Origin of the sequence: Pseudomonas gozinkensis (assembly GCF_014863585.1) — a bacterium.
Classification (GTDB): Bacteria; Pseudomonadota; Gammaproteobacteria; order Pseudomonadales; family Pseudomonadaceae; genus Aquipseudomonas; species Aquipseudomonas gozinkensis.
The window spans coordinates 3,965,001-3,987,714 of record NZ_CP062253.1 but is presented as its reverse complement, the minus strand read 5'-3'; the positions used below and the strand labels follow the sequence as shown (position 1 = coordinate 3,987,714).

17 protein-coding genes are annotated in these 22,714 nt (G+C 60.6%); 5 read left to right on the top strand and 12 right to left on the bottom strand.

The genetic code is table 11. The features are described 5' to 3' along the window. Positions 1 to 11 precede the first annotated feature (11 nt). The 11 genes from IHQ43_RS17570 to tssB all read right to left on the bottom strand — a co-directional run bounded on the left by IHQ43_RS17570 (position 12) and on the right by tssB (position 13,962). On the bottom strand, positions 12 to 2,021 hold the full coding sequence (locus IHQ43_RS17570; protein ID WP_192561485.1) for a type VI secretion system Vgr family protein: 2,010 nt from the start codon (positions 2,019 to 2,021) through the stop codon (positions 12 to 14). Positions 2,022 to 2,079: 58 nt separating this feature from the next. Beyond that, positions 2,080 to 3,342 (bottom strand): hypothetical protein, encoded by a 1,263-nt coding sequence (locus tag IHQ43_RS17565; protein ID WP_192561484.1) that lies wholly within the window; start codon positions 3,340 to 3,342, stop codon positions 2,080 to 2,082. Positions 3,343 to 3,378: 36 nt separating this feature from the next. Next, positions 3,379 to 4,410: a hypothetical protein gene (locus IHQ43_RS17560; RefSeq protein WP_192561483.1), complete on the bottom strand. Its 1,032-nt coding sequence runs from the start codon at positions 4,408 to 4,410 to the stop codon at positions 3,379 to 3,381. A gap of 169 nt (positions 4,411 to 4,579) precedes the next feature. Beyond that, a complete protein-coding gene (locus IHQ43_RS17555; protein WP_192561482.1) occupies positions 4,580 to 5,530 on the bottom strand; it encodes a hypothetical protein in 951 nt (316 codons plus the stop codon). A 34-nt stretch (positions 5,531 to 5,564) separates the two neighbouring features. Beyond that, positions 5,565 to 8,105 (bottom strand): type VI secretion system ATPase TssH, encoded by a 2,541-nt coding sequence (gene tssH / locus IHQ43_RS17550; RefSeq protein WP_192561481.1) that lies wholly within the window; start codon positions 8,103 to 8,105, stop codon positions 5,565 to 5,567. Between the two features lies 1 nt (position 8,106). Then, positions 8,107 to 9,132, bottom strand: coding sequence for a type VI secretion system baseplate subunit TssG (gene tssG, locus IHQ43_RS17545; protein WP_192561480.1), 1,026 nt, complete (start codon positions 9,130 to 9,132; stop codon positions 8,107 to 8,109). Next, entirely contained in the window at positions 9,096 to 10,889 is a 1,794-nt protein-coding gene (gene tssF, locus IHQ43_RS17540; protein WP_192561479.1) for a type VI secretion system baseplate subunit TssF, read from the bottom strand. Before tssF ends, tssG begins: the two co-directional genes overlap by 37 nt. After that, positions 10,873 to 11,316: a type VI secretion system baseplate subunit TssE gene (gene tssE / locus IHQ43_RS17535; protein WP_192561478.1), complete on the bottom strand. Its 444-nt coding sequence runs from the start codon at positions 11,314 to 11,316 to the stop codon at positions 10,873 to 10,875. The genes tssF and tssE overlap by 17 nt, the downstream gene beginning before the upstream one ends. Before the next feature lie 15 nt (positions 11,317 to 11,331). Next, complete coding sequence (locus IHQ43_RS17530; RefSeq protein ID WP_007958866.1) at positions 11,332 to 11,829, bottom strand: Hcp family type VI secretion system effector; 498 nt, start codon at positions 11,827 to 11,829, stop codon at positions 11,332 to 11,334. A gap of 76 nt (positions 11,830 to 11,905) precedes the next feature. Then, positions 11,906 to 13,390: a type VI secretion system contractile sheath large subunit gene (tssC, locus tag IHQ43_RS17525; RefSeq protein WP_039767165.1), complete on the bottom strand. Its 1,485-nt coding sequence runs from the start codon at positions 13,388 to 13,390 to the stop codon at positions 11,906 to 11,908. Positions 13,391 to 13,419: 29 nt separating this feature from the next. Beyond that, positions 13,420 to 13,962, bottom strand: coding sequence for a type VI secretion system contractile sheath small subunit (tssB, locus tag IHQ43_RS17520; protein WP_007958861.1), 543 nt, complete (start codon positions 13,960 to 13,962; stop codon positions 13,420 to 13,422). A 228-nt stretch (positions 13,963 to 14,190) separates the two neighbouring features. Here tssB and IHQ43_RS17515 point away from each other — a divergent pair, with 228 nt between their 5' ends. Genes IHQ43_RS17515 through tssA form a run of 5 tightly spaced genes read left to right on the top strand, consistent with a single transcriptional unit; the run spans position 14,191 to position 21,701 of the window. Continuing rightward, positions 14,191 to 14,637, top strand: a complete 447-nt coding sequence (locus tag IHQ43_RS17515; RefSeq protein WP_192561477.1) for a type VI secretion protein — start codon at positions 14,191 to 14,193, stop codon at positions 14,635 to 14,637. A 46-nt stretch (positions 14,638 to 14,683) separates the two neighbouring features. Beyond that, the gene (gene tssK, locus IHQ43_RS17510; RefSeq protein WP_192561476.1) at positions 14,684 to 16,015 is read left to right on the top strand and encodes a type VI secretion system baseplate subunit TssK; all 1,332 of its coding nucleotides are present in this window, start codon (positions 14,684 to 14,686) and stop codon (positions 16,013 to 16,015) included. A gap of 18 nt (positions 16,016 to 16,033) precedes the next feature. Beyond that, entirely contained in the window at positions 16,034 to 16,798 is a 765-nt protein-coding gene (locus tag IHQ43_RS17505; protein WP_192561475.1) for a DotU/TssL family secretion system protein, read from the top strand. Further along, positions 16,795 to 20,616: a type VI secretion system protein gene (locus IHQ43_RS17500; RefSeq protein ID WP_192561474.1), complete on the top strand. Its 3,822-nt coding sequence runs from the start codon at positions 16,795 to 16,797 to the stop codon at positions 20,614 to 20,616. Before IHQ43_RS17505 ends, IHQ43_RS17500 begins: the two co-directional genes overlap by 4 nt. After that, positions 20,613 to 21,701, top strand: a complete 1,089-nt coding sequence (tssA, locus tag IHQ43_RS17495; protein ID WP_192561473.1) for a type VI secretion system protein TssA — start codon at positions 20,613 to 20,615, stop codon at positions 21,699 to 21,701. Before IHQ43_RS17500 ends, tssA begins: the two co-directional genes overlap by 4 nt. Here the strand turns inward: tssA and IHQ43_RS17490 are convergent. Continuing rightward, the gene (locus IHQ43_RS17490) at positions 21,698 to 22,666 is read right to left on the bottom strand and encodes a 2-hydroxyacid dehydrogenase (protein ID WP_192561472.1); all 969 of its coding nucleotides are present in this window, start codon (positions 22,664 to 22,666) and stop codon (positions 21,698 to 21,700) included. The genes tssA and IHQ43_RS17490 overlap by 4 nt on opposite strands. Positions 22,667 to 22,714: the final 48 nt, after the last annotated feature.

Sequence of the window (22,714 nt, the reverse complement as noted above, 5' to 3'; positions counted from 1 at the left end):
GCTTCTCCTTGTCAGTTGACCTGCACCAGACCGCCCTTGATGGTCAGCATGCCGCCGCCGTCCACGGTCTGTGAGGCCGCGCCCTTGTTGGTCAGGCTGATGCCGGCGTCGTTGGTCAGCGTGGTTCCGGCCTTGTTGTCCAGCGAGGTACCGGCCTGATTGGTCATGGCGGTGCCGGCCTTCTGGGTGATCGAGGTGCTGGCCGAAGTGGCCAGATCCGCGCCGCTCTTGATCGTGAAACTGCCGCCGCTTTGCAAGGTGAGGGTGCCGCTGACCTTGATTGTCAGGTTGCCGTCCACCGTCAGGCTGTAATCGCCGGTGACCTTGTCGGTGTAGTTGCCGCCGGTGCTGTGGTTCTGGTCGGTGCCCACCTTTACGGTGCGACTGTCCTTCACATCAAGGCTGTCGCTGCCGGTCTGGATCGTCACGCTGCGTTTGCCTTTCTCCAGCGTCACGGTTTCATCGCCGTCCTTGACCGTGCGGGTGCGCGCGTTCTGCACCGTGAGGGTTTCGTCGTGGCCGACGGTGGCGGTGGTGTCGTTGAGTACGTTGATCTTCAGGTCTTTCTGCGCTTGCAGGAACACCTCTTCGGCGTCCTTCTTGTCCTCGAAACGCAGCTCGTTGAAACCGCCGCCACCCTTTGAAGATTGAGTCTTGATCCCGGACTGGGTCTGGTTCGCCGGCAAGGCGTAGGGCAGGGCGTTGTCGCCGTTGTACACGCAACCGGTGACCAGCGGCCGGTCGGGATCGCCGTCGATAAACGTCACGATGACTTCCTGACCGATGCGCGGCACGAACTGCATGCCGAAACCCTTGCCGCTCCACGGCAGCACCACGCGCACCCAGCAGGAACTGGTTTCATCGTTCTTGCCGTCTCGGTCCCAAGGGAACTGCAACTTGATCCGGCCGTATTCGTCGGTCCAGATTTCCTCGCCGGACTTGCCGACGACGATGGCGGTTTGTGGGTGCATGCGCGGTTTGGGCGTGGTGCGTTGCGGACGAAATGGCGTGGCTTTGGGGATCGCTTCGAAGCGATTGCGATAGCTTTCATGGCTGGCGTCGTGGGTCACCCGCGTGACGACCCAGTCGATGTTCAGGCCTGCGTCTTCGTGGCCATCGAGGGTGAACCAGTGGCCCGGGATCAGCCAGCGGCAGTCGCTCTCGCCGACGAAGCGTTTCTCTTCACTGCGCAAACCGTCGACACGCTGCTTGGTCAGTGCATCACCGCGCGCCTTGGCGTTGTAACCGCCGGGATGCTCATAGATCGAACGCGGCCCGGCCACGGCTTCGGCCTGGCCATACAGCGATGTGCTCGGCGTGGTGAATTCATAATCCGTCGCCCGATAAACCCCGGCGACTGCCTGTAAACAGACTTGGCCCGAGCGGATGCCATGCAGCTCGCGCTCACCTAGACCCTGGCCCAGATAACTGACCTTCGGCCCGTTGGGAATCTGTACGAAGGCGTCATTGCTGTCCCCGAGTACCAACGTGTGCTTGCCGTCCTGGTGGGTAAAAAACCAGAAGATGCCTTCCTCTTCCAGCAGCCGCGAGATGAAGGCGAAATCGGTTTCGCCGTACTGCACGCAGTACTCGCGGGGCGTGTAACTGCCGGTCAGTGAGAGTTTGAAATCGGTGAAATCGTGGGCCTTGAAGATTGTGGTCACGATGTCGGAGGTGGCGAGGTTCTGGAATACACGGTTGTTGCTGGCCAGGGTCAGCCACCAGAGCCACGGTCTTAACACCAACTGATAGCGTTCTGCGGTGGCGTCGGCGGGGAGTTGGCGAATCTCGGCGACCAGGGCGTCGAAGGGACGGAGTTGGGCGTCGTTGTGCAAAGTGGTGGTGACGTGGGTGGCGATGGCGCTGGTCAGGGTTAGAGACGTGCCGTCGTTGAGGCCGTTGAGGGTTTGCGAACCCAACAGATTGAGCGCTTCGTCTCCAGTCAATGATTCAGGGTAAAGCGCCGACAGCGAGGTGGCGGTGAGGGACAGGGTTGTGTTGCTGTCGGTGGAGCGGGGCATATGAAGACCTCTTCAATTGAATCGTCATCAACCACACATTACCCTGTTCTGAATCCCGCTATCCGAGGCGGATAATCCGTATTATTTTTCCACTTGCGTCGACTTCAAATTCGATATTCTGCGGTCTATCGAGGAGCGTGAGCTTGAGGTCTTCCAGCTGTTTTTCATTCAACTTGTACACTCTTTGCCCATTGGAGTTATCGGTAATTTGAATGCGTGCTCCAGGCTTTGTCGAAATCAGCATTCCTTTCCGGACGCCGGCGGCAGGCTTGCCCGGGCGCGGGTCTGACAGCAGTTGACGATGCTGTGCAACATGTCGGGTGCTGGAGGTGCAGGTGATGCTGTTATCGCTGACCAGAAATCGATGTGTCCAGTTGCTGGTACGTATTACGATACGGCTGACGAAAGGGTATAACCCCCCTCGGGGAACACTCATCTTTCCATGCTTGCCCGGTGCAAATGCTCTTGTTATGGCCTCGGTGATTACCGTGGCTGCCAACTGCGGGGCCAACGCGTCCCAGGGATGAGCAGGATTCAACAACCCGATCGATATTTCTTGATGGCCCAGCGGAAGTGCCGTTTCGTCGCGCAGTCCGGACAGTTGAATGCCTGCGTAAGTTATTTGCTCTTCCGTATTGGCGGGATCACTGGACTCACCCCATTTCATTTGAACGGTCTTGGTGATCACGCTCGCTTCATCATTCATTCCCCACAATTCCAGATGCTTGAGCCAGGATTCGAATTCCCTGCGTTCGAGGCCGATGATCATTAGGTCGCCACCGTACGCTGTATCATCATCCAGGCCCGAAGTGTCGATTTTAGGGTGTACGGCGGCCAGAAGTTTCTTGAGCTCCTTGCCCGAGTGTTTTCCGAGGATGACGATTCTGTCACCCCGTTCACGTGCTTTGGCGAAATGCTTTTCATACTGGCGGTATTCCGCGAGTGTTCCGTAAGTTACGCCAGTCGCTTGTTCAGATTTCACCCGTTTGACCAGATCGTTCAGATTGTCCGGTACTTTCGCGGCCAATTGCCTGCCGGGCTTGCGCAGTCGTTGTTGATATTCTTCTTCAAGTTGTTGAGCGATTCCGGCTTCTGTCGCTCTGCGCTTAACCAGTTCATCGATGCTTTCCAGATAAATTCTTTCTGCTTCGGCTTCCACCGCCGCGCGAAACTTCGGATTACGCATCAACTTCCACCATAGCGGCGACGCTCCGGTTTCTCGAATCACCCGGTTCCAATACTCTTGCGCCTCTTTTTCCATCCTCTTGATTTCGTCCAGAGGCGAAGGGATATGCAGCATCTCCCTGCGTTCGTAGTCCATGAGTCGATCCTTCCTGCTATGGAAATGGGTGTGAGATCAGACAAGTTCAGCAGCCGTGGTCGGGTCAGTAAAAACGTCGTACAGATTTTCTATTTCGCCCTCGCTCAATGGACAGTCGACGGTGTTTTGAGCACTTTCAAAATAAGTGTCGAGTACGATGCTGGTAAAAGCGGCTTCTGCTGATTTTTTCTTCGCCTCCATCAATTTCTCCAACGGAATGTTCGGGATCAGTTTGCGACAATTGTAGTTGTGCAGTTCCAATTTCATTCGTTCAGCAGCAGTCAGCAAGGCCTTTCTGCATGCGGAAAAATAAAGGCCGTGCAATGTACTCCAAATGGAGCCGGCGTGTTCTTTGAAGCTGTCAAGGCTCATGGGTTTAACCAAGTACGGGTCCGATACAATGTTCTTGGCCATGATAAGAAGGTCGTTCCTTATGAGAGTTTCGACTTCACTGTCGGCACTGTTGAAATACGATTTCAATATGGATGTTTCTGACTGGAGGTAGATTAGAAAAGTGCGGCATGCGTTGTCGCCGGTGATACTTTCAAGCTGCTTTTTTTTCACCGTGAACGTCGCCATTATTTTGTGGGCGGCGGCTTCGCCCAGGTTGCCCTGACCATGTTGAAATATTGTCTTGGACAGTTCGACATCATCCGCGCTGGCGCTGGAGAAACAGCCATTGCATTTCATCAAAATCATAATCAGAAAAAGCCTGAGTTGGTGCTGCATTCTATCTTTGGCGTGTTTTGTTATATCTGTCTGTGGTGGCGCCATGAAAACGCCCTCACTTTCCGGGGTTTTGCGCGGATTGACCGGACGCGAAACCGCTTGCGAAGGTCCTGGGTAGACAAAAGCCTTGAGGTCCTTCAAAAAATCATCAGCCAGTAAAAAACCATAAGTTTTGGTCGTTCGTCCCAGGAACTCGGCCAGCATCAGACCTTCTCCCCGATAAAGATCAAGCTGGTAGCCGGATTTCGACAGCCAGTCGATCACGACGCCGATCGACAGAGGATTGGAAGGTGCGCCGAAGGTTTTCGAGTCGAGGTAGAAACGGATAGTGACCGGCATGGTAATCCTTCTTTATCGATCAGAATGTCATTCTGCAAAACACTGCGCCGACCCTTCGCAAAAGAAATCAGGTCGGCTCCATTTCGCCAAAAAAGCGAAAAATGAAACGGATTTATTTGCTGATTTACTTGCTTCGTATACGGCAAAAAAATCCGTCCCCTTTACTCCACTATTCGTCATCACTCATTTTTTGATCTTGTGAGTCATTTGACAAACGCTGTTCTGCGGAGTTGTTTATTGCTATTTCATCACCCAGCAGGTCGTCAATTGTCAATAGCTCGTTGGTTTTGTTGAAAATCATCTCGCAGGTTTTTTTGTAAATGACCCTGACGTGATCGTAATGTAGGTTGTTGTCTTGTTCTGATGAATGGTATTGCAAGTTGATAGAGATGGGTTCGCATGCAATATTCTTTGCATTTTCAGTATCGTGAATAGTGATCAGGTATTCGCAGATTGTTCCTATGTTGGTCTCAGGAAGCGTTGCGCACTTGACTGTTGCATTCATGAGAAGATTGCTGCTGACGGAGTTTAATGTGTTTCTGCAAAATATAAGCGCGTCTTCAACTCCGATTTGCAGTGAGTTAGAGTCTCGACTGCCCGCGACGAGATTTTCTACCGCCTGCTTTCCTCCATGACTATGAGCCTGAAGGTGCAGCCATTCATGCCGGCCATCTGGCGTGAAAAATGTGTTGGAAGGTTGTTCATTGATATGTTCATGGGCACTTCCACCCATTACGGCATTCTGTGTGATACGTCTTTTTTTATTAAGTGCCGTGATAGGGATCATGTAGTGCTGGCTTTTTATATCTTTGGCGTCGTGATCTGGTGCTATTAGAGGCAGGTCAAATGATACGTGGTGTTTCAGGGCGTCCATTTTGGTAGAGTCACGTGTTTTTGGTACGTCGGGATTACGTGAGCGCCTGAAGATGTGCTTGTTTCCGGATTGCCGATAAATAGTGAGCTGCTCATCGGCTTTTGTCGCGCGATAGCAAGTACGATCATCGCTAAAGAAAATAAAAGAATCCTTTAGCTTTATTAATTTCTCCGGCGATTGAGAGAAAGCTTTTGAAATTCTCTTATGTTCTGGCGTGTGCTTTCTCACTCGGCTAACACTTTTCATTTCCGTATTTCCTCCTTGAAATGCAAGTACGCTTTTATTCCAAAACCCATTCCGCCAATTTCCCTGTCACCTGCGTCATCAGCACATTCTCGACATCCCGCGCACCGGCCGCGCTGCATTTGGCGAGCACGGCTTTAACGATCCCCGAGTCAAACTCGAACTGCTTGCCGGTCGCGGCCTTGTAGCGGCCACGCAATTTCTCCAGCTTCGCCAACACAATCCCTTCCAGCGTCTGCTCATCCAGCGGTCGATACGCAACCACCGTCATGCGCGCCAAAAACGCAGGGCGGAAGGCTTGCAGCAGGACTTTGTGCAGTGCCTCGTTGAACGCTTCCGAGCCGAGTTGTGCAGTCGGTGTGTCGAGCAACAGCTCAGCGCCGACATTGCTGGTGGCGAGCATCACGGTGTTCTTGAAGTCCACCACCAGCCCGGTGCCGTCCTCCATCAAGCCTTTGTCGAACACGTTGTAGAACGCTTCCAGTACATCCGGATGGGCCTTCTCGATTTCATCCAGCAACACCACCGAATACGGTTTGCGCCGCACGGCTTCGGTCAGTACGCCACCGCTGCCGTAACCGACGTAGCCGGGTGGCGCGCCCTTGAGTTGGCTGACGGTATGGGCTTCCTGATATTCAGAAAGGTTGATGCTGATCAGGTTGCGTTCACCGCCGTACAACGCGTCGGCCAGCGCATAAGCGGTTTCAGTTTTGCCAACCCCAGTGGGGCCGACCAGCAAAAAAACACCGACAGGTTTTTGCGGATCGGTAAGCCCCGCCCGATAGGCCTGCAAACGCTGGGCGATGGTGTTGAGCGCAGTGCTCTGACCCATCACGCGCTGGCCCATGCGTGTGCCGAGGGTGCGCACGGCGTGTGCTTCGTCGGCGAGCATTTTGCCGACGGGAATGCCGGTCCAGCCGGCGATCACGGCAGCTACGATTTTGCCGTCGACCTGTTCAGGCACCAGCGGATCGTCCTGGCGGATCGCATCGAGTCCGGCTTCCAGACGCAGTAATTCGGCGGCGAGGTGATCGATGCGGCTGTCGGTGGCTTCGTCGGGTTTGTCGCTGTCGGCGCGTTCGCTGAGGTCGAGCAATTCGCGACGGGTGTCGAGCAGTTCGCGCACGGCGACACGCTCTTCACTCCAGCGGGTTTCCAGTTCGCGGATGGCCTGGACATTGGTCTTCGATTCACTTTCCAACAGAGTGATGCGCTCGCGGTGATCGAGCCCCGTGGCCTGTTCCCGGCGCAGCCGTTCGACTTCTTCTTTGAGGCTTTGCTGACGGTGGCGCAGGCTCTCCAGCGGTGGCGGCACGTCGTGCTGGCCGAGGGCGACCCGGGCGCAGGCGGTGTCGAGGACGCTGATGGCCTTGTCCGGCAACTGGCGGCCGGAGATGTAACGGTGCGAGAGTTTCACCGCTTCGTGGATCGCGGCATCCAGCACTTGCACGCCGTGGTGCTGTTCGAGTTTGGCAGCCACGCCACGGAGCATTTCCACGGCGGTGACTTCATCCGGTTCTTCGACCTGCACAAGCTGGAAGCGGCGGGCGAGGGCCGGGTCTTTCTCGAAATATTTTTTGTATTCCATCCAGGTCGTGGCAGCCAGCGTGCGCAATTCACCTCGGGCCAGCGCGGGTTTGAGCAAGTTGGCCGCGTCGCTGCCACCTTCGGCACCGCCAGCGCCGATCAGCGTGTGGGCCTCATCGATGAACAGGATGATCGGCTTGTCGGCGCTGCGAACCGCGTCGATCACGCCTTTGAGCCGTTGTTCGAATTCACCTTTGACCCCGGCCCCGGCCTGCAGCAAACCAAGGTCGAGCACCCGCAAACTGACTTCCTGCAACGACGGCGGCACATCCCCGGCGGCGATGCGCAGCGCCAGGCCTTCGACCACAGCGGTTTTGCCGACGCCGGGTGCGCCGACCAGAATCGGGTTGTTCTGCCGGCGTCTCAGGAGAATGTCGATGCACTGGCGAATTTCGCCATCGCGACCGACGATCGGGTCGATGCGCCCGGCGTGGGCATCGGCTGTCAGGTCCTGGGTGTATTGATCGAGCACCGAGTCTTGCCGTGGCGTTGGACTCCCCGAAGACACCGCGCGCGGGCCGACATGTTCCCGGGAATTCTCGGTCCACTCCAGCAGGTTCGTGCGTAGCGCTTCTTTCGGAATGCGCAGCAATGAAGACGCGCTGTTGAGCAGCAGGCTACGGCGCTCGTCACGGTCGATCAGCGCCAGCAACAACAGCCCGGAACGAATGCTGTCGATGCCCAGCACACTGGCCTGCACCACGGCGTCTTCCAGCAATCCCAGGGTGTGCGAAGACAACGCTGGCGTGCGCGTGCTGCCAGCCTTGAACAGGTCCAGCGCCTTGTTGATCTCCGCCGTCAGCGCATCACGCTCCAGCCCGAAGCGCGGCAGTAGAAACGCAAAATCGCCGCCCTCGATATCCAGCAGTTCCAGCAACAGATGTTCGATCTCGACAAAGTGATGCCCGCGCTGCAAGCACCGTTGCGCGGCGCGTTCGAGGGCGCGGCGGTTGTCCGGGTTGAGGCGTCCGATCAGGCTGGCCAGTTCCATTTCAGGTGATCTCCAGCTGACGCAGGCGGGTTTCGATCCTTAGCACGGCCAGGTTGGTCTGCCGTTGCAGGCCACCGTTCCAGCTCAGCAGAGCCGGGGTTTGTCGGCCGAGTTGCAGCGGCCCGGCACCACGCACCAGCAGCACCAGTTTCACGTCCAGATCCGGGCCGAAATACAGCGCAGCGAGACTGGCCAGTGCCGGATGCGCTTCGCCGTCCGGCAAGAAGCGCGCGGCCTGCGTCGATGGCAGCGGCCCCAGCGTCAGACGAATTCCGGCGTGTTCATCCCAGACCCGAGTCCCGGCGACAGCGCTGCGGCCGAGTTGCAGATTGCGTCCGCCGGCCTTCATGACGCTGCGGCTGGCGCGTGGAATCTCACGCCACGCCCCTTCATAGGCGCTCAGTTCCACCGCCACGGAAAACTGCTCGCGGACAATCGCCGCGAACCCCGCCAGTGAGCGGCGGCCATCGGCGTACAACGCGGTGCAGGCCAGAACGGCGCAGTCGGGAATCGCCTGGCGTTCTTGCAGGGATTTTGGCAGCAACCCGGTCAGCGCCCGCAGTTGCGCCTGCACCGGCGAGGCGCCGGGCGAGGTAAAGCCGAGGGCGATCCGGTGTTTGCGCATCACCTTGTACAGCAGGCTCAGCAGCCGATGCTGGAACAGGTCGAGGAACTCGGCGGGCGCATGATCCTTGGCCCGCGCCCGTTGTTGCAGCCATTCCTGATAGGCGTAAGGCAGCGGGCCGTCGGGGCCGCCGAGGCCGAACATCGGCGAGTTCAGGGTCAGCGGTTCACCGGGGTTTTCCTCCAGGCTTTCGATCTGACTGGCGGCGAACAACGGCGTCAGTGGCCCGCGCAATTTCAGCGCTTCGGCCTGTGGCGATGTACCCGAACCAAGGGCGTCGGCCTGGGGCTGTTCGCGCTCCAGCAACAGCAACGCCTGCAACCATTCGAACGCCTGCGGATCACGGCGCAGGCGCTGGCTCAGGGTCAGAGCGACAGGGGCATGCCGGCTTGGGGTTGCCATGCCTTGACCTCCTTGTCAGCCTGCATGAGCACCGTGCGCACAAAGCGATTGGCCGTGGCGTACACCGAAAAGAATTGCGCGAGCACCGCTGAAAACAACACCGCGCTGCTGCCGACGAAATGCTGTGGATCGAGCTCTAATTGCACTTCAAGCCCGTTGCGCCAACCGCGCCAGGCGTCGGCGCCGACATGGCCGATCACCCGCTCGCAACCGAGGTTCAGCAGACCTTCAATCTGGCGCAGGGCGCTGGCCTCATCGCGCAGGTTGTGCAGGGTCAGGATTTCCTTCAGCGCATCCAGTGCCTGTGGCCCTTCGACCAGCGACAGATGATTGAGGGTCAGTTGCGAGACCAGCCGCCAGCGCGAATCACCGTCCAGACGCGGCAGGCTTTGCGGGCTCGGCGGATTGCGCAGGCGTGCCCACGCCACCGGGCCCGGCCGTTCGAAACCCAGCGGCGTACCGGCGGGCAGGCTCTGGGCCAGATGCCGATTGGTGCACAGCAGTTCGGCAGTCAGGCTGTAATCGGGCAGGTCGGTCTGCGGTTCGAAACGGGTGTCGACCACGCTGACAAGCAGATCGCTGCCGAGCCGGTTCGGCGTCTGTCCGTTGACCCGTCGTGCATGCCAGTAACGTTGCCGGTCACCGCTGCTGTGCTGGCTGCCGAAATACGCCGGCAGCCGTTGCACACCGCTGGCGGAGCTGGCGCGCACGCTGCGAATGCTGTGAATCTCGACGCTGTTTTCCCGGTGACTGTCGGCGATCAGTCGATACTCGCTACGGGTGCCATCGGGCCGCAGCGGCTCCGAGGTGCGCGGGAAGAGGTTGATCACCGGCGCGCAGCCCAGCGCGATATCGCTGGCCTGCAAGTGCAGGCGACCGGCCGGGGCCCGGTCAAAAACGATGTAGAGATACAGCGTCTGGCTGTCACTCGAAACACCGGACAGGGGCAGATCAAAGAAGTGGAATTTGTCCGGGAATGCGAAGTACTCGGCTAGCAGACGCATGCCCGGATGCACGCCGTCTTCGTCCGGCAGCAGCACTTCGTCGTCGGCGAAACCGACGATCTTCGGCAGGCCTTTCACGCGGGCGGGAATGCTCCCCGGCGAGCCGGCCAACACCTGCACCGCATGGGCGCCGAGCAGGTCATAGAGGCTGGCGTTGATCACCGGTGACGCGGCCAGGTGAATGCGTAAATGTTCGATGCCCAGCTCCGACCACTGGCTGTCGCCGAGGCAGCGCAGACTCAGGCGCAGTGCCGAACGGGACTGCGCTACGCCGGTCAGCGCCTGGGCTTCATCGCTGCCCAGCAACAAGGCTTCGCTGACTTCGACCGGCCACAAGCGCACGGCGGCGCTGGTGCGAAAGTGAATGCTTTCGCCCTTGCTGGTGGTGACGAACAACGGCGTGTCCCGGGGCAGGGAATAACCTCCGTCGAGGTTGCCTTTGCTCGGATCCGGTTCGAACTGGACAATCGCGCACGACGGCAACGGGCGCATGGCCAGGGGATAAAGCTGTTCGAGCAGCGCGTCACTGAATTCGGCGTAGTCGTCATCCAGCCGTCGTTGCAGGCGTGCGGCGAGCAGGGCAAAACCTTCAAGCAAGCGTTCGACGTGTGGGTCGGGACATTCGCCGGGGGACAGTTCCAGCCGCCGCGCAACTTTCGGATAGCGCTCGGCAAACTGGCTGCCGGCGTGACGCAGCCAGGTCAGTTCGCGCTGGTAGTAGTCGAGCAGTTGCGGGTCAATCGAGTCGCTCATGGCGCACCTCCAGCCCTTCGTTGCCGGGCTCGATGACAAATGCCACCGGCCAGTGCTGCGAGCCGCTGCGCAACTCGCCGAGCAGGCGAATGCTCAGGCGCTGCGGGTGCTCGGGCAGGGGATTGACCTGAACTTCGCCGAGCAGCAGGCGTGGTTCGAAATGGGTGATGGCTTCGCGAATGTCCCGCGCCAGTCGACGACGATCATCGCTGCGCTGTTGTTGCAGGGCGCTCCAGTCGGCGATGCCGTAATCGATGACGCTGGGCGGGGAGGTCAGGGTGCGCGGGCCACGGCGGGTGTTGAACAGGCGCCCGAGCTCGGCGTGCACCGAGTCGAGCAAATCCTGCCGATCGAACTCCCGCGCGCCGTCGCCCTCACTCGAGGCGAGGCGTTCGAACAGCGGTGGAAGTAAGCCGGTGCCTGCCATGGCCGCGCCGCCGGGTTAGCTGACGAGCTTGTTGGCGGCCATGTCCCAGGTTGAGGCAGCCGTGCCTTCCTTGGTGCCGTCGTCTTTCTGCGCGGTGAGCTCCCATTTGATCTTGGTGAAGTTCAGGGACAGGGTTTCCACCGGTTTGCCGCCCGTACCGCCACTGACGCTGACGTTGGAAATCACCACGTTGGTCAGGGTGTAGATGATGAAGGGCAGCAGTTGCCCGCTGCCTTCGGCGGCGTTGCGGCCGATGGTGATCTTGGCTTCCGGGATCGGCTTGCCGGCGCAGCAGTATTCGTTGAGCGACGGTGTGGAGGTGTCGACGAATTTGGTCAGGGTGAACTCGCCGACGTGGGGTTTGCCGGAAGTGCGCTCCGAGTTGCTGACGTCGTTGGTGACTTGCATCGCCACGTTGTGGCTGTAGGACATGACTTCAATCTTGTCCGCATAACCCTCGAGCAGGCTGTCGCCTTTGATGTCGCCGCCGAGGTCGAGAATGATTGCATCCATCGCTTGAAACTCCTGAAAGGTGTCGTGCCAGGCAAACAGGGAAACGCCCGCAAGGAATCCTGCGGGCGTGTACAGGTCAGGCTGCTACCGGTGGCGGCAAGGTCGCGACCAGACGGATCGACGCGGTCAGCTCTTCGAGCTGGAAGTGCGGCCGCAGGAATACCGTCGCGCGATAGGCACCGGGCTTGCCGGCGACTTCGGTGACGTCCACCCGCGCTTCACGCAACGGGTACTGCGCCTTGATTTCCTGCGGGGCGTTGTCGTTGATCAGCACGTAGTCGGCGATCCAGTTGTTGAGGTAGGTCTGCACGTTGTCGCGGGTCATGAAGCTGCCGACCTTGTCGCGCATGATCACCTTCAGGTAATGGGCGAAACGCGAAGCCGCGAGCACGTACGGCAACATCGCCGAGATACGTGCATTGGCGTTGGCCTCGTTGGTGTTATAGACCTTGGATTTGTTGGTGGTCTGGCCGCCGAAGAACACCGCGATGTCGCTGTTCTTCTTGTGGCACAGGGCGATGAAGCCGAGGTCGTTGAGTTCCTTCTCGCGGCGGTCGGTGATCGCCACTTCGGTCGGGCATTTCAGCGACAGGTCACCGGAACTGGTGCGGAAGGTGTGCGCCGGCAGGCCTTCGACCGCGCCGCCGCCTTCAGCGCCGCGGATCGCCGCGCACCAGCCATATTTGGCAAACGCTTCGGTGATGCGTTGCGACAGCGCCCACGCGGCGTTGCCCCACAGGTATTTGCTGTGGTCGGTGCCGTTGGTGTCTTCGACGTAGTTGATGCCTTCCACCGGCGAAGTGTCCGGGCCATAAGGCAGGCGCAGCAGGAAGTGCGGCAGCACCAGCGAGACGTAACGCGAGTCTTCGCTTTCGCGGAACGAGCGCCACTTGATCAGTTCCTGGCTCTCGAACACTTTCGACAGGTCACGCGGCACGGCCAGTTCGGTGAAGCTGTTCATGTCGAACAGCCGTGGGCTGGCAGCAGCGATGAAGGGGGCGTGGGCGGCCGCGGCGACGTTCGACAGTTTCTCCAGCAGGCCGATGTCCTGCGGGTGGCGGCCGAAGGTGTAGTCACCCACCAGCAGGCTGAACGGGTGGCCACCGAAGGTGCCGTATTCCTCTTCGTAGATCTTTTTGAACAGGGCGCTCTGGTCGAATTCGACGGCTTTTTCCAGATCGTTCTGCAGCTCTTTCTGCGTCACGTTGAGCAGGCGCAATTTCAACCGGGTGCTGGTTTCGGTGTTCTGCACCAGCATGTGCAGGCCGCGCCAGGACGCTTCGAGTTTTTGCAGGTCCGGGTGATGCAGCACCTCGTTGAGCTGGGCGCTGATCAGCTCGTCGATCTGGCTGATGCGGTCGTTGATCATCGCCACGGTGTCCTTGTCGATGGCCATGCCTTCGTCGAGCACCTGGGTGGCGAATTCCGCGAGCATGTCGCGGGCGTAATCCTGCTGACTGTCGTCATGGGCCATGCGGCCCTCGGCGATGATTCGATCGAGCAGGGATAAAGTCTCGGCAGCAGCATTTTCGCTGGCTTGATTCTGGGCGGCGGCGGGCATGGCGAATTCTTCCTCGGTCAGGTGGACGATCAGGCTTGCGGTTCGGCCGGAGCTTCGGCATCAGCGGCCGGGACAGCGGTGTCCGGGCGGGCCGACTTGATCTCTTGCAAGCCTTCGGTATTGGCGATCACGTCGCGCAGCAGCTTGTCGAGATCGTCGTTGCCGTCGAGTTTGGTCAGCAGGTCGCGCAGGCGCTGGCGGGCTTCGAACAAGCGCCGCAGCGGGGTGACTTGCTCCACCACCTTGACCGGGTCGAAGTCGTCGATGTGCTTGAAGTTGAGTTCGATGTTGAGCTTGCTGTCGTCGCCGCTGAGGGTGTTGTTGACTTGCAGCGTGGCGCGGGGAGCGATGGAGGCGAGGACGTCGTTGAAGTTGTCGCGGTCGATTTCGGTGAAACGGCGTTCGGTCAGTTTTGCCAAGGGTTCGAGCGGCTTGCCCGAGAGGTCGGCCAGGATGCCGACCACCAGCGGCAATTCCTTTTTCTCGATGGCGTTGCCGATTTCGACGTCATAGGTGATTTGCACTCGGGGCGGGCGAACCCGGTCGAGCTTGTGCTGGGTACTTTCTGCCATGTCGGCGGACTCCGATGCGATGAGCGGGCGCAATGCATCGGGGAGGCCCGTTCATCGCTTTCCCTTGCTGGACCACAGGTTAGAAAGGGTGGCAGATGACCTGTCGTTCCTTTGACAAACCTTCCTCATTCGGCTGTAGGAACCGAACTACCCAAGACGCTAGAACAGGTCTATAAAAATGCAAGCGAAAAACTTTTTTGGACTGGTTGGCGAAAAGGAAAATTCATTTTGTCTGCACGACTTTTTCTAACGATCGGGTTTGCGCTGCTCGCCGGCTGTTCGTTTTTCGGGCCGAAAGTGGACCTCGACAGCCTGACCCTCGACGTCGCTCCCAAGGCCAATGACGACACCCCGATCGCCGTGGATTTCATCGCGGTCAACGATCCGGATCTGCTCAAGCAACTGTCAGGCATCAGTGCCCGCCAGTGGTTTGCCGAGCGCGAGCAGTACCAGCGCGACTATCGTCAGCTGATGAGCGTGTGGGGACTGGAGCTGGTGCCGGGGCAATTCATCGACCGCCAGCCGTTCCCTTTGGGGGGCAAGCGGGCGGCTGGACTTTTGGTCTTCGCCAGCTATAACACTCCCGGAGCGCACCGCCTGCGGCTGGACGATCAGAGCGACGCATGGCTCAAGTTCGACAGTCGCGAGATGAGCCTGGTCAGCAGGGAAAACTGAAACACACCGTCCGCCGCCGGTTCGCGGTGCAGTCGAAGGGAGTCGTATGAGTCTGCTACCTGACGCGGTCTGCTGGCATGAAGGCATGCAATTGCTGCCACAGCATTTTCAGTTACAGGGCCTGCGGGCCGAGGCGCTCGGCGCGCATCTGGCTCAGGCGTGCAATCCGTGGTTTTTCGGCGCCAGCCACATGGAGTTCGATCCGTCGGCGATGAGCGCCGGCGTGGTGCGGGTGCTGTCGTTGCAAGGGACGATGCCGGATGGTCTGCCGGTCAATCTGCAAGCCGGCGTCGATCCGACGCTGGAGCTGGATGTCGGCCCGGCGATCGACGCCACGGACGATGCGACGGTGACGGTTTATCTGGCGATCAGTCCGCTGTGGCGCGCCGGGCAATTGTTGCCGCTCAAGGGACGTCTGCAATCGGTGGTCGGTGAGGCATTGCCGGATCTCACCAGCGGCGAATTTCCTGAGTCGATCACGGTGTGGCGTCCCAATCCACGGCTGTGCACGCAACTGAACAAAGCCGATTCGATCTGCCTGCCGCTGCTGAAAATCCGCAAGGAGGGCGGCGGTTTCCTGCCGTTGCCGTACACGCCGCCGACACCGGTTCTATTGCCGGAATCGCCACTGGGTCGACGGGTAGCCGGGCTCTGTGCGCGGGCGCGGGAGAAGTGCCTGTTTCTCGGCGGGCGATTGCGCCAGGCGCAACAGGCCGGCAATCAGGATGACGCGCTGGAAATCCGTCGGCAGATGACAGCGCTGTGGGCGCGGTTGCCGGAAGTGGAAGGGGCGCTGATCAGTCGTGTCGCTCATCCGCAAAGCATTTATGTGCAACTGCTGGGACTCGCCGGTGCGTGGTCGGCACTGGATCCGCTGGCGGGCGTGCCGGCTTTTGCGCCACTGGACTTTCTCGAATTGCAGCGCGGTTACGAACCGCTGCTCGACTGGCTGGAAAACACCCTGGAACTGATCCGCGCCGGGTATCGCAGTATTGCGTTCGAACGCGGTGAGCAGAGTTTTTCCATTCAGTTGCCGGACGAGCAACCGAGCCAGCGTCTGGTCATCGGCCTGCGCATGCCCAACGGGGCCAGCGAGCAGGCGGCCGGCGAATGGCTGCGGGGCGCGATCATCGCCTCTGCGCCGCACATTGCCTTGCTCAGCCGTCAGCGCATGAGCGGTCTGACGCATCAGGCCATGAGCCGCAGCGAGCAGGTGGCCTACAGCGTCGGCGACGACACCCGGCTGTTCGTGGTAACCGCTGAAGGCAGCTGGTTCGACGCGCAACTGCCGCTGATGATCGCCGCGCCGGCCACCAAACTGACCAGCAGTCCGTGGCAAGTGGTGTTGTTTGTCGCCCAGAACAGTGAACGTGCCTGACCACACAAGGAACGTCGTATGTCGCAAGGAAGTGCCGCAAGCCTCGGGTTGCAGGACGCTCCGCTGAGCAGTGCGTTCCGCCAGACGTGGCAGCAGTGGTCGCAGGACTGGTGTCAGTTGCCCAAGGACAGCGAGGACGAGGCGGCGTTGGTCGAAACCGTGGTCGAGCTCTCGACCCAGGCTTCGCAACGGTTGTGGCGCACCGCGTTTGCCCGGGTGGGCGATTCGGCGACCGAGCAGGTCAAGGCGCTGGTGTACGCGTTTGTCGCGCTCGTTGATGAAACCCTGCTGTTCAGCCCATGGCCGGGCCAGAGTGTCTGGCAGGAAAAGCCCCTGGAGTCGCGACTGTATTCCAGCCGTCAGGCTGGCGAGCAAGTGCCGGCGGCGATCCAGACGTTGCTCGATGAACAGCAACCCACCACCCGCGATCTGGCCAACGTGTATTTGCAGTGTCTGATCCTCGGTTTCCACGGACGCCTGCGCGGTGAGCTGGGCCAGGTACAAAGGGAGAAGTGGCGGCGGGCCCTGTTCACGTTTGCCTGGCAGGACGAGGCCGATTACGCCGACGTCAGCCAGCGTCTGGTACAGCCTTCGCTGGCGACACCTTTGCAGTTGCCGGTACGCACGGTGTTGCCCGACGGCTTCCGCCTGGCCCTGGGCATTCTGGCGATGATTCTGTTGCTGACCGGGTTAGGGCAGTTTCTGTGGCGTGACATCCGCCAGGAGCTGGAGCCGGTGTTGCAAGCGCCCGATACGCTGTCGGCGCCGGAGCAAGACTCATGAGTACGCTGACGATCGTGGCCTGGGTGGTCGCCATCCTTCTGCTGCTGGTGATCATCGCGGTGGCGGTGTGGTGGCTGCGCACTCAGAGCGGCGCGGCGATACGCAGTTTCTACGCCGCCGTGCGGCACATGGAACAGGAGCAGGGCGCCCACGACCGGTATCAGATGCCTTGGCTGCTGATGCTCGGCGATGAAATCCAGGGCGCACAACTCGCGACTCAATGGCGACTGCAACCGACCGACAAACCGGCGTGGTTCGGTCGCTGGTGGTCGGACTCCGAAGGTGCGGTTCTGGTGGTGCCGCAGGCGCTGTTTCTGCCGGAAGACGGCATGCACCTGCAACGCGGCGGCTGGTGGCGTCTGCTCGGGTTGATCCTGCGTCTGCGCAGCAAGCGTCCGCTGGACGGGGTGATCTGGACAGTACCGGTCAGTCGGTTGAGCAATCTGGAACAAGCCACGCAACTGGGGCTGGCGGCGCGTCGACGTTTCATTGATCTGTTACAGCGCTTTGGTCTGAGCCTGCCGGTGTACGTGGTCATCACCGGGCTGGAGGAACTTCCGGGATTTCAGGAGCTGATCAGCGCCTTGCCGGACGAAGCCCGCGATCACACCCTGGGCTGGTCGTCGCCCTATGCCCGCGACGCGGTGTGGCAAGGGCAATGGAGCGATCAGGCGCTGGATCGGCTGCATCGTGCGGTGGCGGAAGCGGTGATCGAAATCGGCACCTTGTCCGGGCATTTGAGCGCGGATCTGTACGCCTTGCCGGAACGTCTGGAAACCCTGCGCCGTGGTTTGCAGAACGTGCTGGAGCCAGTGTTTCAAGGCAACGCTCAGGGCGAGGCACCGTGTTTTCGTGGCGTTTACCTGACGGCCAATCAACCGGGCGACGATGCGCTGGACGGTTTTTCTGCCGATGACAGTGGCCTGCAGCAAAGTGCGTTTGTGCGTCAGTTGTGGCGCCAGCGAATCGTCGGTGAACGCGGACTGGCCCAGGGCGTGCCGCGCCTGTTACGCCTGCGCCAGCGCTGGCAGCGAGTGACCGCCGGGGTAGCGCTGGTGGTCGGGGTGGTCTGGGCGGTGGCGATGCTCTGGGTCTGGCAGGCGTCAGTCAAGGACGCCCACGAACTGGCGCGGCTGCTGCACGGCGCGCAGAAAAATTACGTGGCGGTCATCGACGACGAACATCGGGTCGAGCCGACCCGGCGCAATGTGCAGAATTTCTGGCGCGTGCTGGAACGGGCGCCGCACTGGCACTACGTTTCGCTGGCCTTTCCGACGTCGTGGTTTTCTTCGCTGGACGAGCGACTCGAACAGGAAGTGTTCAGGTCGACCCAGCACCACATGCTGCAACCGCTGCACGATCTGCTGGTCGCTGAGCTGGCGAGAATCAAGGCGATCCGCGAAACCGACCGGCGCACCAGCGTGGAAAGCGAAGACCCGGCGCAGTGGCAGAATTATCAGAAGGCCACGGATCTGGTCGAGCGGGCCTTGCGTCTGGAACAACAGAACCAGTTGTTCGCCCAGGTGCAGAACAATCAGCGGGCGCCGCTGGAGGACTTGGCGCAATTGAGCAACAGCGCGCTGTCGCTCAACCTCAACGCCGCGACCTTGCCCCACGCCACCTACTACAACCGGCTGCTCGTGGCCAGTGATGGCGGCGACTTGCAGGCGCTGGATCTGAGCGTTGAACGGCCGTTGATCGTGAGCAATTTCACCGGGCTGATGGAGCGCTGGCTCGATCAGTATTTTCTGGCCGACAACTTCGTCAGCAAGGCCGGTTACCTGAAATTGCATCTGGAACAGCTTGAAGCCGGGAGTGGCAACAGCCTTACCGAACTGGAAGACCTGCGCGCGCTGATCGACGACCTGCAAGCGGCGATCGCCCTGACCAACTCGACCTGGAGTCGCGGCAAGGGCCAGGAGCTGGTGCCGGGCTATCGTGAATTTCTCGACAAGGTGCGCAAGAGTTCATTGCTCGGCCCGGCGGTCGAACAGCAGCTCGATGCACAGGCCGGCAAGTTGCAACAGAGTTTTCGCGATCAATGGATCGCCCAGGTAGGCTCGCGGGGCAATCTGCTGGTGCAACAGGGCAGCGGGCAACTGGCGCTGCAGGATCAGGTGGTCAAGCTCGATAATGCTGTGCAGGCGCTGTTCAAGCGCGACTTCGTTTCGATTGCCCTGCGCGCCAGTCAGGACAGCGTCAACCGGCAAGGCCAGACCGTAGATAGTGATGACCTCAACGAATCGCTGAATTATTTCTCCAGCTACAAGAGCTACGTCGCCGAAGAGCTGCCGCGCATTCCGCCGGACTATCGCGAAGCATTGCTGAAAGCGGCCGAAACCGCCGCCGCGCAGGCGATGTGGTTGAGTCTCAAGGATCACGATGACCAGACTCATCCCTACGAGGTGTTCAACGTGCAGGCCGTGCAGGCAATGAACCTGCAAAAGGCTTTTGTCGAGGTGCATCGTCCCGATCTGGCGGCGCTTTTGCAGGGTGCGTTGAACCGCCGCGCCATGGCGCAGATTGTCGGCGGTCTGAACGAGATTACCGAGCAGCCGTTGTTCGGGGGCCGTACGGAAATCAGCCAGTGGGACGGATCGAAAAACCTCGGTTTGCAACTCTATGGCGCCAGCGACGTGCAGGAGCTGAAGCTGGGTCTCAAGCAGCAATTCAACACCATGCTCGGCATCATCGAGCGTCGTGCCCCGGCTCTGGAATGGCTGAAGACCCAGCAGGGCAATCTGTCGGCGCTCGATTACGAGCGCGTGACCCAGTTCAGCGCACTCAACGATGACTTGCTCAAGTACAAAGATTCGAACCCGGCCAGTTCGCCGGCGCAGATCGAACAACTGGTCAGCCGTGATTTCATTGAGATGGACATCGGCTCCTGCGTGCAGATGCTGCAGACGGCCAATGTGACCGGCGGGCGTGGGACCCTGGCGATGCGGGCGGTGGAGCTGCAACAGTCGGCCCTGCAACGCTGCCAGTTTCTGCAACAGCAACAGGCGGCCGCCGCGTGGAACGAGCTGGCCGGCTATTTCAATCAATACCTGGCCGACCGCTTTCCGTTTGCCAACGGCGTGCAGGCCCAGGATGCCGATCCGGCGCGGGTTCAGCACTTTCTGGAAATCATCGACAAGCGTTTGCCCGTGGCCCAGGCCGGACTGGTCCTGAGCCAGACCCCGGAGCGGCTGGCGGCGGAAGATTTTCTCAACCGGGTGAAGCAGGCCAGCGTCTGGCTGACGCCGCTGTTCATGCGCGACAAGAGCGGAATTCTCGGCGTCGAGCTGGACGTGCGCTGGCGCACTGACCGTGAAGAAGAGAAGGGCGCCGATCAGGTGATTGCCTGGGGCCTGCTGGCCGGCAATCAGCAGATCAGTTATCCCGCCGCCGATCAGCCGAACCTGCGCTGGATGCCCGGGCAGCCAATCCGCCTGACCCTGCGCTGGGCGCGCAACGGCAAGGAGCGTCCGGTCAACGATCCGCTGCAACCGAACCTGGTGGTGCGCGATCTGGAGGCCGGTTGGGAGTATGGCGGGCCGTGGTCGCTGCTGCGCCTGATGCGCGCGCACTTCTCGGTGCAGCGCCAGCCGAGCATGGATTACACCGATTTCCCGTTGAGCCTGCGCCTGCCGGTCACTGCGCAGAACGACAGCGTCACCAGCGAATTCACCCGGATGTTCGTGCGTGTGTCGCTGATGAGCCAAGGCTCGAAACTGCCGTTGTCGATTCCGCCGTTGCCGACCCGCGCGCCGCGTTCGCCGTTCCAGGCGACCGGCACCACCGCCGCCCTTGAAGCGCAGAAGGAGGACTTGTGAGCCTGCCCTCGACCCCGTTGCCGGACCTGATCGATCAGCTGCTTTCGCCCATCAGCGAAGACGCGCCCTGTGGTGCGGATCTGCGCTATGAACGCGAGTACGACCAGTTGCGCGATCTGCGTCGCGAGGACGACGCGAGCCTGCCCACGGGTGTCTGGCAGTCGACCCTGAAACGGGCCAACTGGCCGGAAGTCGAGCGACTGACCACCGCGTTATTGCTCGAACGCAGCAAGGACCTGATGCTCAGCGCCTGGCTGGGCGAGGCCTGGCTGCACTTGCAGGCACTCGATGGACTGCCGGGCAGTCTGGCGCTGATCGCCGGTCTGTGTGAGCGCTATCCCGAACAGTTGCACCCGCAGGCCGACGACGGTGACCAGTCGTGGCGGGCGATTCCGCTGGAGTGGCTGGTGCGTCGCTACAGTGAAGTGCTGCTGACCCGGGTGTCTTTATTCGGAGCGAACAACAGCGATTTTGAGGGTTACACACTCGAAACCTGGCGACGGATTCAGGTGCAACAGGTGCAGGCCAACGATTCCAAAGGCGCGAAAGCGTCGGCCGAAACTGCGCGCAGCGAACACAAGAAACTCATCGAGCAGGTGCGGGCCACGCCCATGGCGTTCTGGCTGCGCCATCAAGGCAATCTGCTGCTGAGCCTGCAACACCTGCAACGTCTCGATGCCTGGTGCGATGCGTATCTGGGAGATCAGGGACCGGGGCTCGGACCATTGCAGGACACCCTTCAAGCGTTGTTGACCTTGGTTCAGGAGTTCATCGCCATGCACCCACAACAACCACTGTCGGCACCGCCGCCTGCGCCGGTCGCGGTCTCACCGGTTGAAGCGTCTGTCACGGCCACGCCCGAAGCCGCGCCAGTGCCGCGCGAACCGGCCAGCCGCGAAGAGGCTTATCGGCAATTGTTGTTGATCGCCGAGTACCTGGCCCGCACCGAACCCCACAGCCCGGTGCCGTATCTGATCCGGCGCGGCGTCGAGTGGGGCAACAAACCGTTGAGCGAGCTGCTCGGCGAGCTGATTTCGGCAGACGCCGAATCCCGGCGTCTGTGGACCTTGCTCGGCGTGCTTTAGTGCACGCGCTGGTTGTTCAGTTTCGGCGGCAACTGCAGCGGCGTCAGCACCGGTTGCCCGGAGAAGAACGCCACCAGATTCTTGCCCACCAGCTCAACGGTGCCTTGGGTGGCTTCCGGTGACAGACCGGCGACGTGCGGGGTCAGAATCACGTTGCTCAGGCCCTTCAGCGCATCGGGCACTTGTGGCTCGTGATCGAACACATCCAGCGCCGCCCCGGCGATTCGACGTTGCTCCAGTGCGCTGATCAGGTCGGCAGTGGAGATCACGCTGGCGCGGGCAATGTTGACGATAAAGCCGTTGGGTCCCAGGGCATCGAGTACCGGGCGGGTCACCAGATGCTGACTGCCGATGCCACCGGGCGTGGCGACTACCAGAAAGTCCGAGGCCCGGGCCAGTTCGGTCGGGGTCGAGCAAAACGCATAAGGCACGTCGCTGCGCACCTGACGGTTGTGGTAACTGATCTCCATGTCGAAGCCCAGGCCGGCGCGCTTGGCGATCGCCATCCCCACCGCGCCCAGCCCGAGTATGCCCAGGCGCTTGCCGGCCAGCGACGGACGCATGACTTTCGGCCACTCGCCCCGACGCACCGCCGCATCGCAGCGCGGAATGTCACGCACCAGCGCCAGCAGCATCGCCATGGCGTGGTCGGCCACCGATGAAGCGTTGACGCCGGCGCCGTTGGTCACGGTCAGCCCCCGGTCGCTGGCGGCCTGCAGGTCGACCTGCTCGTAACCGGCGCCGATCACGCAGATGATTTTCAGCGCGGGCAAGGCCGCGATTTCTTCAGCATATAAACCCAGCGGGCCACGGGTCAGCACCGCGTCGATTCGCGCACCCTGGGTGGCGATGGCTTGCGCGCGTTCGGCAGGGGTCGGCGCGAGAATCAGGTGAAAACCCTGACGCTCGAGGATCGGCAAATAGTCATTGATGGTTTCAACCAGTACCAGAACGGTGGCGGGCATTGCTCGGCTCCTGTGATCGTCGGTCTTCGGGCGCAAAAGTCGGTTCAG